Raw genomic sequence first — 12,727 nt, forward strand, 5'->3', positions numbered from 1 at the left:
GGTCTCCATGCCTGTGTCAGCAACTTATTTACTATACCTGCATACCGCGACTATGCAGTGATACGGTACGGCAGGCACTGCAGCCTCTGCAGCCCTTGTCTGGGCAAGGGTATCACTGTCTTCTGCCATCCTGACAGCGGGCCATATCCGCATAATGCTGTTCGGTTTCGCCTTTCACAGCCTCCCACCAGCTGCGGTGCTCCTCATACCACTCTACCGTTTTCGCCAGCCCCTGCCCGAAATCAGTGGACTGCGGTTCCCATCCCAGTTGCCGGCGGATCCTGGATGCATCCAGGGCATACCTCTGGTCCGCGCCCGGACGGTCCCTGACAAATTCAATACCCGTATCGGCACGGCCCCCGCTCACGCCCATGGTCTGCAGGATCATACGGGCTATCTCAATATTGGAACGCTCCCCGTCTGCACTGACGATATACGTTTCACCGATCCGCCCGCGTTCCAGCACTGCCCAGACAGCAGAACACTGGTCTTCCACAGCGATCCAGTCGCGCACAGCATGTCCGTCGCCGTAGATCTGCACCGGGAGCCCGCACAGCACATTCGTGATCTGCCGGGGGATAAATTTTTCCACATGCTGCCAGGGGCCGTAATTATTGGAACAGTTGGAAATAGTGGCTTTTACACCGTATGTCCTCACCCACGCGCGTACGAGCTGGTCGGAAGCTGCCTTTGACGCCGCATAGGGGCTTGACGGCCGGTACGGGCTGTCCTCAGTAAACTTCGCTGTACTGGACAACGGCATATCCCCAAATACTTCGTCCGTAGAAATATGGTGGAACCGCACATCATATTTACGTACAGCCTGCAGAAGCCTAAAAGTGCCCTCAATATTCGTCGAGATAAAAGGCTGAGGGTCGAAGATGGCATTATCATTATGCGATTCGGCAGCAAAATGGACGACTGCGTCCTGGCCTGCTACCGCCTCATCCACCGTTTTTGCATCGCGGATATCGCCTTCAACAAAAGTGATCTGCCCGCGCACGCCGTCAAGGTTATGGATATTGCCGGCGTAAGTAAGCGCATCCAGGACTGTGATCTCCACTTCAGGATGCCTGTCTGCAACATGCCGGACGAAATTCGCGCCAATGAATCCTGCCCCGCCCGTCACAAGGATACGGCGGAACTGCTTATCCGACCCCATTCTGCCGGCCCCCTGTCCCGTTCCCTTCTATCCCTTCTATCCCTGCTATTGCTGCCGGTCCGGCCCCTGTATCTTCCTCCGGCACTTCCTGCGCATTTTTATTGGCCTTCCAGGATTTTGCTGTTTTCCCCGCTTTTCCCTTTACCCCTTCGCGGGCCTTCCTGCGCTGACGCCCCTCCCAGAAATGCACGGGCATAGCAATCATAAACGAAGTCACAAGCACCGCGACCATCATTGCCGGCGGAAAAACTGTTACTGCGAGAACAAAGCCAAGCGCTTTGACTGCCAGATCGATGCTGAGCCAGCTAAGCCGGAAATCAACACTGTCTGTGATCGCAGCATTTGCCGGTATGGCAGCAAGGCCCCTGCTCAGCCACATATTCACCAGGGTGGCAATGACCACGACAATGCCATAAAACCCCTGCGCTGTCCTGTTGAAGAAATTGCCCGCTACAAGCAGCGTGGCATAGGGGAAAAGCGAAGCAAAAAAGAGGAGTATCAAAACCCGCCATATTATTGCATCAGTGATCTCTTTAACTGAATTCCACTCATTGTGTATGCCGGCCCACATGGCACCCAGCCAGAAAAATGACAGGGCGTAGGAGAAAAAACTCGCCCGGAGGCTCCACAGCCCTGCAGGCGTTACCGGATCAGGCTTAGGCAGTTCAAGCACGATAATCGTCATAATGATTGCAAGGACTGCATCTGTGAAAGCTGCCAGCCTTTCTTTTGACACTTCCGGCCTCCTTAATAAGCTCAACAGTTTATGACGTTTTTTAGTTTGCGTACGTGGCCGTATCAGCCCTTACAAGTCTACAACTTCCTCATGCCGATTACGCCAGGCGGCAACCGTGCAACCACCGTGCAGCTTTTCGCATCCTCACCTGCACATGCCCCGGCACAGCGCATACATCGCATAAGCTAGAATGATGGCAGACCTTTAACCGACATGAAAAGGAAGGCACCCAATATGGTTCATGATGTAAATACTGCTGACGCTGGCGCAGCGGGTACTGACGGAATTAACGCTGATATTGTGATCGTAGGGGCAGGGCTTTTTGGCCTGACGATAGCCCAGCAGGTGGTGGAGCATACCGGCAAACGAGTACATATTATTGATATCCGCAGCCATATTGGGGGTAATGCCTACTCATATTTCGATGAAAAGACCGGTGCCGAGATCCACAAATACGGTGCGCATCTGTTCCACACCAGCAACGAACGCGTATGGAAATATGTAAACCGTTTTACTGAGTTTACCGATTACGTGCATCGTGTATATACCACACATGCCGGCGAGGTTTTCCCCCTGCCGGTAAACCTGGGGACCATCAACCAGTTTTTCCATGCGTCGTATACACCTGCAGAAGCAAAGGCTGAGATTGAAAAGCAGGCCGGCGAATACGCTGATGTTGACCCGAAAAACCTTGATGAGCAAGGCAAAAAGCTTATCGGACAGCCGCTGTATGACGCTTTCATCCGCAACTACACAGCCAAGCAGTGGCAGACAGATCCGAGCGAACTGCCCGCATCTATTATCCGCCGGCTGCCTGTACGGTTCACCTATAATAACCGCTACTTCAAAGATACGTGGGAGGGGCTGCCGGCTGACGGGTACACCGCATGGTTTGAGCGCATGATCGACGATCCCCGCATCACCGTGTCGCTTGTTGTTGATTTCTTCGATGAAAGCCAGCCATATAACAAGAAAGCGCTCGTAGGCCGCATCCCCGTTATTTACACAGGCCCTGTTGACCGTTATTTCGAGTATGAGCTTGGTGAGCTCAAGTGGCGTACCGTTGATTTTAAGGAAAAACGCTATGCGGAAGATGACCACTTCGGCTGTGCAGTAATGAACTATGCTGATTCCGATGTACCGTACACCCGCGCTATCGAATACAAGAATTTCAACCCCGAACGGTACGACAGGCAGAACCATAATGAGACTGTTGTCTGGGAAGAGTATTCGCGCTTTGCTAAGCGCGGCGATGAGCCGTACTATCCCATCAACACCGATGAAGACCGCACTCTCTACGCGCAGTACAAGGCAAAGGCGGCCGAAGAGCCTCAGGTCGTTTTCGGCGGGCGGCTCGGTACTTATGCATATTACGATATGCATCAGGTGATCAGCAGCGCCCTGGCCGCTTATGACGAGCAGGTCGCGCCGCTGCTGGCAAAATAGGCCCGAGGATCCACGGGCACGGGGAGCGGTAATACGCGGATGCGGTTACCGTCGTGGTCTGCCTGCGCTTCGCTGGAGCCGCCTGTTTTACCGCCGGAAGGTGGGTATAAACGATAAATTTAAAAGACCGGTACGGAAGCAAGCATGGCAAAAATCGCATAAAGGCTGCCGGGCAAGGCCTTGCAAGGATGATTATCCCCTACGAGTGCATAAGACACGAATGCCTTAAACTCGCTGGCGAATTCGACGGCGTGTGTTAAAGTTTAGAGGTCGCACAGACATGGAGGATTCGCCTAGTGGTCTATGGCGCACGCTTGGAAAGCGTGTTGGGTGCAGGCCCTCACGAGTTCGAATCTCGTATCCTCCGCGCTTGATCCGGGAACTGCTCAGCGGCGGCTCCCGGATTTCTTTATAGCTCATTGGGCAGTATCCTGATATCAATTTGGCCACGTTTTTATGACGATAAAAATGTATAAAAAACGTATAAATGTATGGCTATTCAGGCCCCTGAGAGCCAGGACCGTCCTGATCCCTGCATCACAAAATCCTGCTGCCCCTCCCCCGCATGACGGGCTCATACTTTATACTTACCCTATGGACACATGGAAAAAAGACAGAATCCAGTCAATACTGGATGGGACGAACCCCACTTTCCTTGCCGAGATGGAATCGGGATATGCTGTTATTGCAGATACCCAGTTCCTGCCCGGCTACTCTGTCCTCCTTCCCAAACGCTGTGTGGGGCAGCTCAACGATTTGCCTGTTGAGGAAAGGACAGCTTTCCTGCGTGATATGACTATCCTGGGCGATGCTGTTGCACAGGCGTGCGCACCAATCGTCAGGCTTAATTACGATATCCTGGGCAATACCGATACTTATCTTCACGCCCATGTTTTTCCGCGTTACTCATGGGAGGAACCCGGCCGGCTCAAAATGCCGGTATGGTTTTATCCCGCGGAATGCTGGACCAGCGATGAATATAATTTCACCCAAAAGAAATACGAATCGGTCCGAAAGGCGATTACAGAGAACCTGCGCAATATAATTCGCGATATTAAGAATATTAAGAATAGGACCGCCTGAATATATACAAGGCATCCGTGTAGTATAAGGGTTACGGTTATCAGACTGATTGATAAACTAAACCGGTATCGGCATACCCGGCCAGTTATTCACCTATTTTTAACCGTACCTATAAGTACCGGGCAAAAGGAGGGCCAGCATGGCGTGGGAACAGCAGACTATTACTACCGTAACCTCCGACAGCCAGCTGCATAAAGCCCTTCTGTCTATTGGCCTGCAGCCGACCGATTCGTGCATCGTACATACCAGGATGAGCGCTTTCGGATTCATCCCCGGAGGGGAGCAGACTGTTATCAGCGTACTGAAGGAGGTACTGGCTGACGGCGACATTATCATGCCTGCGCAAAGTACTGACCTGTCCGATCCCGGAGGGTGGGAGTTTCCGCCGGTTGACCCCTCGCTTATATCCTCTGTGCATGACGCACTCCCCGCCTTTGACCCGGATCTTACACCGGTGCATGGCCTCGGCAGGATACCCGAATACTTCCGTGCGCTCCACAATACCAGGCGCAGCCTCCACCCTCTGTATTCTATGGCTGCCTGGGGCAAACATGCCGACTGGATATGCGAGACTCGCACATATGATATGCCGTTTGGCGAAGGCAGCCCGCTTGATAAGCTTTATCAGCTGGATGGAAAAGTGCTGTTCCTCGGCACAGGCTTCGATACCTGCACCGCTATCCATTATGCCGAATCCACTATCGGAAGGCCTCTTATCCGGGAGACTGCGCCAGTGGGCAAAACAGACCCTGACCAGCGCAAAGCCTCGGTAGAGTGGATAACATACGATAGCGTTGATCTTGATAAGTATGACGATTTCACTGCGTTCGGACACCATTTCATGGATACTGACCCTTCGGCTATCCGCTCCATAGAACTCAATGGTGCGCGCATCCTCACTTTCCCTATTCGCACACTAATCAGCCGTGCGCGTGAGTACTACAGAAACAAAGACCGCGAAATGCAGAATCTATGAGTATTCATTGCCTATTTCCACAATTCGAGCGTTCTCCAGTTACTGGGAGCTCCAGTAACTTCAAATGGCACCAAATTATCGTCTGGATATGTTTGCAATACTTTCGGAAGGAGATGTATCTTATCTAGATTAAGCCATTTTATGATATATTCGATTAATGATATCTGCTCGAATATTTTGCCTTTTATACCCTTTATCTGGCTAAATATCGCACTGTTGGGAAGTTTGGGAGTAAGAACATAAACACTATTAAACATACGAGCATTATGCGCAGACTTATTACGGAGTATATTCAAGCATTTTAACCATGAAGTAAGCTGTGAGGGCGTGATATCTAACCGCATCGCTACCTTTTCACGAACTATTTTCGGACACATCTTATAAAGATGAGTTAGCTCGCCCCAATCCATGGTTTCATTGATGAAACAATTCCTCCACCCCAAAATAGAAGACCAGCCCTGGACCCCAAAGAGGCGGAACTGGTCGTGATACATCAATCGTATCACCAGGTAACTTGCAACACGCCAAGTTCCAGTGAAACAGCTATTAATAGATTTCCAGATAAGAAAATATCCCAAAAACAAAATTGGGGCAACGCCTGATTGGCGAAGCCCCAACTATATAAGGAGAGGTTGTTTTAGTCTCCTAAATTAATTTAGATATTAAGTTTTGCATCAACCCTGCGGGGATGCCCCGCCCCACTCTTTACTGAGGTCGGGCATCCCACCAAGATATATATGCCGAGTATTCTACTCTTTTGCCGCGCGGATCTTCACAGTCAGTACGCCGGCAGCTGCAAGGAGCAGGATAACCGAAACCGCTGCTACCCCAAAGGTACCGACACCGGTACGGGCGAGCTTCTTCTGCGGCTTCTTTGGGGTCGCAGGAGGAGCCGGCGGAGTATTCGGCGTTGGAGGAGTCGGTGGTGTTGGCGGGGTTGGAGGGACCTTGACCAGGTTCTTATGCCATGCTGCAGTGAGGGCAGACGGGCAAGTCGGTTCAGAAACCTTGACCAGGTTCAGGTCAGGATCCGGGAGATACTCGATCTTATCAGATGCAAGGCTTGCTCCAGTACCGAAGAGGCCGAACTCAGTAAGGTCACGGGCATTGGCATTCGGGGCTTCATGCTTGTATGTCAGTGTGGTAACCGACACCGGAAGCTGCGAAAGTCCCCTTAGGGGCCTCATTGAAACCATCAACGTTGTTCATGAAATTAGCGGTGCAGCGCTTGCCTGAGCAGGTAAGCTGGCTGTTTGGCGGATTCATAACGTCAAGGTTGCTCTGGTTGAAGTTAACCGTGGATGACTGGTGGAAATCCACATCACCAACAGCGAATGCCTGCAGGGAGCGGACCGGGTTTCCGCTCTTGTCGAGGAACGTAGCCTTAACAGTGATATCGTTTGCGTTCATATAGTCGAAGAGGATACCGCGATGCTTGCCTGAGCCGTTCTCATAACCGACAACTAGGTTGACGGTCTTATCTGCGATCTCTGATCCCGGAAGGAGATTGGAGCGGTCAATCGCAGTAACTTCAAGTTTCACATCATACATAGTACCGTTATCGTCTTCGGCAGCATCAGTAATAGTGAAAGAAGTACCTACCTTAACGTCGGTAAGAAGCGCTGTAGGAGTACCGGAGCTGATCGTGGAATCATTCACACCGTTGGGGATGCTTGCCTTCGTCGGATTGACGATAACCTGGGTATTAGCATCCTTGACTGCAGAAGAGCCCGGCACCCATCCTGTTTCCTTGAACAGTACGGTACCTTTCTTTGCAGCATCAACCAGGTGTGCAGTGAGCTTGCTGTAGTAGCCAAGGCCATGACCTGTCGGGTTCCACTGGCCGGTAACATAAAGCCCGGAAGCTTCATCCTTATACAGGGAGTGGTTCTTCAGATTGTCTTCAACACGCTTGGTATCAGCATTATGACGGTCAACTTCAGCCTTCTCTGTTGTGTATTTGTTCAGGGCGGCTTCATTCTCAGCGCCGGCATTGTTCGCCTGACGTTCATATTCGGCAAGATCGGAAGTAGTGATGCTGCGGGTCGTAACCTTGGCATTCGGATACTGTGCCTTCAGCTCATCAACCCGATCATTGATCTTCTTTGCAAGACCCTGGGCTTGAGTGCAGGCCGCAGCATTAGCCTTGGCCTTCTCGATAAGTGCTTTCAAAGCTTTTACCTGAGCGGCATAATCCTTATCTGATGCGGACTGGTCAGGCTGCTTGACATCTTCAGACTGCGTTACAGTGATGCCAGCATTCTTTGCCTCATCAACAGCTGTTGTCAACTCGTCCGGTACGTCAGCAGGAGTGTACTGATCGTTATCGGCAGCATAAGCAGCAGCCGGAACTACCAGTGCACTGGTAACAAGCATTGCAGCAGCCGCAACGAAAACACGGCGCTTCATGCTTACTTTGTTATCCCTAGAAAACATGACTCTCCTTATAATCATGTGTCAGTAAACACGATATTTTAAGTTGTTTCTTAAGTTGTATCCATCAGTATAGCCTAACCCCCGCACTTTTTTGGAGAATCAGTGAAAAATAGCTACATTTTTTATATGAAACTGACAATAACCCCCCCCCGGATTTTATATATTTCCCAAGGTTTCCGGATCCAATAACAGTTACAGAGGGAAGTACAACACACCTACAGTTACAGGACTGCAGCAAATACCGGAGAGGGGGCAGGATATGGGCAAAAAATTCGGGCACCATATGATCAGATAAAAGAAAAACCCCGGAATACTAATATCTTCAAGGCTTTTATATAGCTTATCGAAGTGCCCCCCCAGGGATTCGAACCCTGAACCCACGACTTAAAAGGACGCTGCTCTGCCGTTGAGCTAGAGGGGCAACAGGAAAACATTGTACATCGCACTTGCGATTTTTGCCACTATGGCGAGTTGGGCATGCCAATTTATTATCGATCCAGGCACATTACCGCTGCATTTGGGAAAGTTGCGGCTCATTCTCATAACATGCGACACGCCGGCAGCGCACGTATCGGGACTACCAATGTTAACATCGTTAACTACATAAGTTAACACTGTAAACATTGATTGGAGGCCAGACACATGGATACAGATCCATCGGATGAAGCCATAAGCCTTACAGGCGTACAGAAGTCATACGGGAGCACAAAAGTCCTGCGCGGCGTGGACCTGAAAGTCCGTCCCGGACAGATACTCGGCCTGCTGGGAAAGAACGGCGCCGGCAAATCCACACTGATCACCATTATGTGCGGGATGCTCCGCCCCGACTCGGGGCAGATCCGCATCTGCGGCAAAGACCCTTCCCGCAGGAGTATCGGGCGGTATATCGGCTACGCCCCACAGGACATCGCAGTTTATCCCCACCTTTCTGTTGAGCAGAACCTCACCAGTATAGGCAGGATACAGGGGATATCTGCCGCAAAATCAGCACAGCGGGCCTACGAGGTCATTGAGGTGCTGGGGCTGGGAAACCAGGCGAAGCAAAACGCAGGGGACCTGTCCGGCGGCCAGAAGCGGCGGCTGCACACAGGCATGGCATTAATGCACCATCCCCGCGTTGCCTTCCTCGACGAACCTACAGTAGGTGCTGATGTCGAAGCACGCAACAGGATATTGCACATGGTCCGCTCCCTTGCGGATGAAGGCACGGCCGTCGTGTACACGTCGCATTACCTGACCGAATTTGAAAAGCTCAATGCGGCTATCGCCATCCTCAACGAAGGTACGATAGCTGCTTCAGGCACTATCCCCGACCTCATCAGCAGGTATTCGGATTCTTCGATACACGTTTCCTTCGCTTCCGGCACTCTGCCTAATGTCAGCGGATGGCGCAAAGAAGAAGGGCACCTGTCACTGGAAGGGCCGGCAGAGGATCCCGGGCGCGCCATCGCCAGGCTGCTCGCAGACCCTCAGGTTGACGATTCCGCAGTCAGCGACATCCGTATAGTCCGCCCTTCGCTGGAAAACGTGTATCTGAATATCGTCGGTACAGAAAAAACTGCAGACGAAGAAATAAAGGAGAAATAATGAAAATCAAACGTTTTATGGCTATAGCCAGGCTCAACCTGCTGATCCAGCTGCGCGATCCCATACCTACAATCCTAATGACCATAATACCGCTGATACTTACACCGTTCCTGATACCTTCTTCCAAAACCCTGCTTATCTCAGAGGGGTATGCTTCAGCAACGGGTGCGGAACAGGTAGTCCCCGGGATGGCGGTCCTGTTCTCTTTCCTCTCTGTGCAGTTCATCGTCCAGTCATTCTTTGATGAACACACCTGGGGGACATGGCCCCGGCTCCGGTCAACCGCAGCCACACCGGCAGATATCATCATGGGGAAAACGGCAGTTATTTATCTGATCCAGGCTGTGCAGCTTATTGTAGTACTGGCTGCGGGAAGCCTTCTGTATGATTACCGCCCCAACGGGAGCATAGCAGCGCTTGTCATAGTGGCACTTGTATTCTCTGCAGTCCTCACCACTTTCGGAGTGGTGCTGTCCCTGTGGATCCGGTCCGAAAACACAGCACTAGCCCTGGCAAGCCTTGTCGGGATGCTGATGGCAGGGATCGGCGGCGCTATCGGCTCGACTTCAGGGTTCCCCAACTGGGCCCGGCCGGTGTCAAAAATATCCCCTGCATACTGGGCGCTTGACGCAGTCCATAAGGTCAGCCTGGATTCGGCAGGCATAGGCGATGTTGGCGGGCAGATCGGGATACTGCTGATATTCCTTGCTGCCCTCGTAGCTGTCTGTGTGATAAGATGCGTCATGGGAGTAGATACCAGGAAAATGGAATAGGAGCGCAACATGGGCGGTACAGGGGAAAGAAAGGGCAGCGGTTTAAAACGCGGGCATCTGACGCGTGAAAGCATCCTCCGCGAGGCGCTCACCCTCGTTGATGAGAAAGGTTTTGACGCCCTTTCCCTCCGCACGCTCGGCAAGCGGCTTGGTGTTTCCCAGGCTGCTTTTTACCGCCATATCCCGGATAAGGCTGCCCTGCTGGACGGGGTTGTAGAAATCATCTGGCAGGAGGTTTTCGACCGGTGCACATCCGTCCTGTCAGAGGGGAGCTTTACTGCCGGGGACACGGACTGGAAAACGGTTTTCAGCCTGTATGCCCATTGCCTCATGGACATCCTGCACAGCCATCCCAACGCAGTTATCCTTGTCCTGACACATCCGATGAGTACAGCGAACGAATTCGAATCCGCCGCCCGGCTGCTGGTACAGATAGCCGATCTGGGAGTCCCCCTGCCGGGCAATGCACTCGGAATGATCAATATGGTCACTATGTACGTGGGCGGTGTTGCTGCCGCTGTAGTCGCCCCTCCTGCGGGCGGCGCTGCAAAGGACATAGATGAGGGCCTTGCCGGGATGCTCGCTGCTGCCGGTCCGCGTGAAAAGGAAACCCTTACAGAGTTGCTGAAACCCATGGATACAGCCGGATGGTCTTTCTCGCACCTGTTTGAGACCGGCCTCAATGCCCTGCTGCACGGCTGGGACGCAGTGTAACTTACCTAAGCTCCTGCATCAGGCCGCAAAAAGATCGTTGAAATTCTCAGCCATCGTAGGATGGGTGAATACCTGGCTGGCGAGATACTCTGCCGGTATGTTGTTGTCCATCGCCATCTTGACGAGGTTAATAAGTTCATGCGCCTGGCTGCCGAAAAGCGTTGCGCCAAGAATATGCCCGTCTCCCCTGCTGATAATAACTTTGAATATTCCCCTGAGATCATTATTGACGTGCGCGCGCGGCATAGATGCAACAGGAAGCGTTTTTGCCCTGTAATCAAGCCCCTGTCCCTGCGCCTGCGCTTCGGTAAGGCCTATATGTGCCAGCGGAGGGGTAATAAAAGTAGATGTGGGGATATTCTTCCGGTCAGCAAGGCTGTACGTCTGCCCGTCCTGCCCTGCCCGGCTGAGATAAGCGTTGATTATCCGGGAATCATCAAGGGATATGTACGTAAACTGCGGACCCCCATTGACATCCCCAGCGGCAAACACCCCGGGAACAGCTGTCTGGAGGAACCTGTCAGTTTTGATCGCCCCGCTGTCAGTCAGTTCAATATCTGTAGTCTCAAGCCCGAGCCCGTCAATATTAGGACGCCGGCCGACCGCATAAAGCACTGCATCAAACGTAAAATCGCCTTTGCTGGTTGAGAGCACAGCGGCACCCCGTGAGTCTTCCACAGATGCAACAGCGGAGTCCAGTTCAAAGCGGATCCCGTCTTCCTTCATATACGAATATGCGAGATCGGCGATTTCAGGTTCAGTCCCCCTGAGGATACCGGGACCGTTAACAAACACCGTCACCTCGGTCCCAAGCTTATTGAAAATGCCTGCAAACTCAAGGCCGATATGCCCTCCGCCGATGATCCCCAGCCTGCCGGGACGTGAGCTGAGGCCCTGTATCCCAGTGGAATCGTAAGCATACGCGGATCCTGCCAGCCCCGGGATATCTGGTATCACAGGGACAGCGCCGGTATTGATGACGATAGCCGCAGCGGTGAGCAGCTCCGTATCTGCCCCTGCGGAGATCTCAACTACCTTGTTGGATACGAACCGCGCCCGTGCGTCAATGACGTCAGCAGTACCGGATACCGCGGCATAATTCTTCTTATTGAGCCGGGAAACCACAGCAGACCTCTGAGCCATGACCTCATCAAACCCCAGCCCCTTCTCGGCAGCAACAAGCATAGTTTTAGTCGGGATGCAGGCAATGTTGATGCACGTCCCGCCATACATCGCAGAGCTTTTTTCAATGAGGGCAACCTTCTTGCCGGCCGCAGCCTGTCTGGCAGCCAGTGTTTTACCTGCTTTGCCAAACCCTATGACGATGAGGTCGTATTCACGCATAGCACAAGTACCTTTCCATGGTTTTATCAGTAGCTGGTTTTATCAGTACCGGGCGAAATGCCGCAATACAGTCAACTTTCCCGGCACAGCATATATTGCAGTGTTCGCTGCCGCCGAAATTGAGGCCTGCCGTTTTAAGCCACAAGGACCCTGGTGGTAAAACACGCAGATACAAAAATGGAAATTGCAGAAAACCGGGAAAATCGAGTTTGTATCTGCGTGTTTTACCACCAGAAGGCCAGGAAGCAGACCACAGAGGTGCAGAAATATGGAGAGGGATCTGGCCAGCAGTCCTATGGACCATTGGGCGCCAAGAGCCTGCCTGGGACTATAGCTTCGCAGAAGCATAAGGGCTGAGGGAACTGCTCTGTATAAATCAGGCTCTACTTGACATAAATAAAAAGCCCTTCTGGCTGTTATCCAGACAGAAGGGCCAAACGCACCATAAGAGAGTAAAACAAAGAGGGTCG

General features: G+C 52.2%; 12 protein-coding genes and 2 tRNA genes. 7 read left to right on the forward strand and 7 right to left on the reverse strand.

Going from position 1 to position 12,727, the window contains the following annotated elements; all coding sequences use genetic code 11:
• Nucleotides 1–112 precede the first annotated feature (112 nt).
• Complete coding sequence (rfbB, locus tag ABKA16_RS05230; protein WP_381000324.1) at nt 113–1,162, reverse strand: dTDP-glucose 4,6-dehydratase; 1,050 nt, start codon at nt 1,160–1,162, stop codon at nt 113–115.
• Nucleotides 1,149–1,898 carry a TMEM175 family protein gene (locus tag ABKA16_RS05235; RefSeq protein ID WP_381000322.1) on the reverse strand — a complete coding sequence of 250 codons (750 nt, stop codon included), beginning with the start codon at nt 1,896–1,898 and terminating at the stop codon, nt 1,149–1,151. The genes rfbB and ABKA16_RS05235 overlap by 14 nt, the downstream gene beginning before the upstream one ends.
• Before the next feature lie 234 nt (nt 1,899–2,132).
• Here ABKA16_RS05235 and glf point away from each other — a divergent pair, with 234 nt between their 5' ends.
• From glf to ABKA16_RS05255, 4 genes are all read left to right on the forward strand, one after another.
• Complete coding sequence (gene glf, locus ABKA16_RS05240; protein WP_381000320.1) at nt 2,133–3,344, forward strand: UDP-galactopyranose mutase; 1,212 nt, start codon at nt 2,133–2,135, stop codon at nt 3,342–3,344.
• Nucleotides 3,345–3,626: 282 nt separating this feature from the next.
• Nucleotides 3,627–3,711, forward strand: a tRNA-Ser gene (locus ABKA16_RS05245).
• Nucleotides 3,712–3,938: 227 nt separating this feature from the next.
• A complete protein-coding gene (locus tag ABKA16_RS05250) occupies nt 3,939–4,427 on the forward strand; it encodes an HIT family protein (protein ID WP_381000318.1) in 489 nt (162 codons plus the stop codon).
• A 139-nt stretch (nt 4,428–4,566) separates the two neighbouring features.
• Entirely contained in the window at nt 4,567–5,403 is an 837-nt protein-coding gene (locus tag ABKA16_RS05255; protein ID WP_381000316.1) for an aminoglycoside N(3)-acetyltransferase, read from the forward strand.
• Between the two features lie 11 nt (nt 5,404–5,414).
• Here ABKA16_RS05255 and ABKA16_RS05260 read toward each other — a convergent pair whose 3' ends face one another.
• The 4 genes from ABKA16_RS05260 to ABKA16_RS05275 form a co-directional block, all read right to left on the reverse strand.
• Nucleotides 5,415–5,897, reverse strand: coding sequence for an Abi family protein (locus ABKA16_RS05260; protein WP_421672016.1), 483 nt, complete (start codon nt 5,895–5,897; stop codon nt 5,415–5,417).
• A gap of 255 nt (nt 5,898–6,152) precedes the next feature.
• A complete protein-coding gene (locus ABKA16_RS05265; protein ID WP_381000312.1) occupies nt 6,153–6,557 on the reverse strand; it encodes a hypothetical protein in 405 nt (134 codons plus the stop codon).
• On the reverse strand, nt 6,526–7,839 hold the full coding sequence (locus tag ABKA16_RS05270; RefSeq protein ID WP_381000310.1) for a cell division protein ZapA: 1,314 nt from the start codon (nt 7,837–7,839) through the stop codon (nt 6,526–6,528). The genes ABKA16_RS05265 and ABKA16_RS05270 overlap by 32 nt, the downstream gene beginning before the upstream one ends.
• A 349-nt stretch (nt 7,840–8,188) precedes the next feature.
• Nucleotides 8,189–8,260 (reverse strand) — tRNA-Lys (locus ABKA16_RS05275).
• Nucleotides 8,261–8,481: 221 nt separating this feature from the next.
• On the opposite strand from ABKA16_RS05275, the gene ABKA16_RS05280 reads away from it, so the two are divergent.
• Genes ABKA16_RS05280 through ABKA16_RS05290 form a run of 3 tightly spaced genes read left to right on the forward strand, consistent with a single transcriptional unit; the run spans nt 8,482 to nt 10,913 of the window.
• On the forward strand, nt 8,482–9,426 hold the full coding sequence (locus tag ABKA16_RS05280) for an ABC transporter ATP-binding protein (protein WP_381000308.1): 945 nt from the start codon (nt 8,482–8,484) through the stop codon (nt 9,424–9,426).
• Entirely contained in the window at nt 9,426–10,199 is a 774-nt protein-coding gene (locus ABKA16_RS05285; RefSeq protein WP_381000306.1) for an ABC transporter permease, read from the forward strand. The genes ABKA16_RS05280 and ABKA16_RS05285 overlap by 1 nt, the downstream gene beginning before the upstream one ends.
• 9 nt (nt 10,200–10,208) lie before the next feature.
• Nucleotides 10,209–10,913 (forward strand): TetR/AcrR family transcriptional regulator, encoded by a 705-nt coding sequence (locus tag ABKA16_RS05290; RefSeq protein ID WP_381000304.1) that lies wholly within the window; start codon nt 10,209–10,211, stop codon nt 10,911–10,913.
• A gap of 18 nt (nt 10,914–10,931) precedes the next feature.
• Here ABKA16_RS05290 and ABKA16_RS05295 read toward each other — a convergent pair whose 3' ends face one another.
• Nucleotides 10,932–12,257, reverse strand: coding sequence for an FAD-containing oxidoreductase (locus tag ABKA16_RS05295; RefSeq protein WP_381000302.1), 1,326 nt, complete (start codon nt 12,255–12,257; stop codon nt 10,932–10,934).
• Nucleotides 12,258–12,727 lie beyond the last annotated feature (470 nt).

Source organism: Scardovia wiggsiae (assembly GCF_051045985.1).
In the GTDB taxonomy this organism is placed as follows: Bacteria; Actinomycetota; Actinomycetes; order Actinomycetales; family Bifidobacteriaceae; genus Scardovia; species Scardovia wiggsiae.

Bases quoted from the DNA above. Each gene is read 5' to 3' on its own strand.
- rfbB (WP_381000324.1), bottom strand. From the start codon at position 1,162: ATGGGGTCGGATAAGCAGTTCCGCCGTATCCTTGTGACGGGCGGGGCA.
- glf (WP_381000320.1), top strand. From the start codon at position 2,133: ATGGTTCATGATGTAAATACTGCTGACGCTGGCGCAGCGGGTACTGAC.
- ABKA16_RS05250 (WP_381000318.1), top strand. From the start codon at position 3,939: ATGGACACATGGAAAAAAGACAGAATCCAGTCAATACTGGATGGGACG.
- ABKA16_RS05255 (WP_381000316.1), top strand. From the start codon at position 4,567: ATGGCGTGGGAACAGCAGACTATTACTACCGTAACCTCCGACAGCCAG.
- ABKA16_RS05260 (WP_421672016.1), bottom strand. From the start codon at position 5,897: ATGTATCACGACCAGTTCCGCCTCTTTGGGGTCCAGGGCTGGTCTTCT.
- ABKA16_RS05270 (WP_381000310.1), bottom strand. From the start codon at position 7,839: ATGTTTTCTAGGGATAACAAAGTAAGCATGAAGCGCCGTGTTTTCGTT.
- ABKA16_RS05280 (WP_381000308.1), top strand. From the start codon at position 8,482: ATGGATACAGATCCATCGGATGAAGCCATAAGCCTTACAGGCGTACAG.
- ABKA16_RS05285 (WP_381000306.1), top strand. From the start codon at position 9,426: ATGAAAATCAAACGTTTTATGGCTATAGCCAGGCTCAACCTGCTGATC.
- ABKA16_RS05290 (WP_381000304.1), top strand. From the start codon at position 10,209: ATGGGCGGTACAGGGGAAAGAAAGGGCAGCGGTTTAAAACGCGGGCAT.
- ABKA16_RS05295 (WP_381000302.1), bottom strand. From the start codon at position 12,257: ATGCGTGAATACGACCTCATCGTCATAGGGTTTGGCAAAGCAGGTAAA.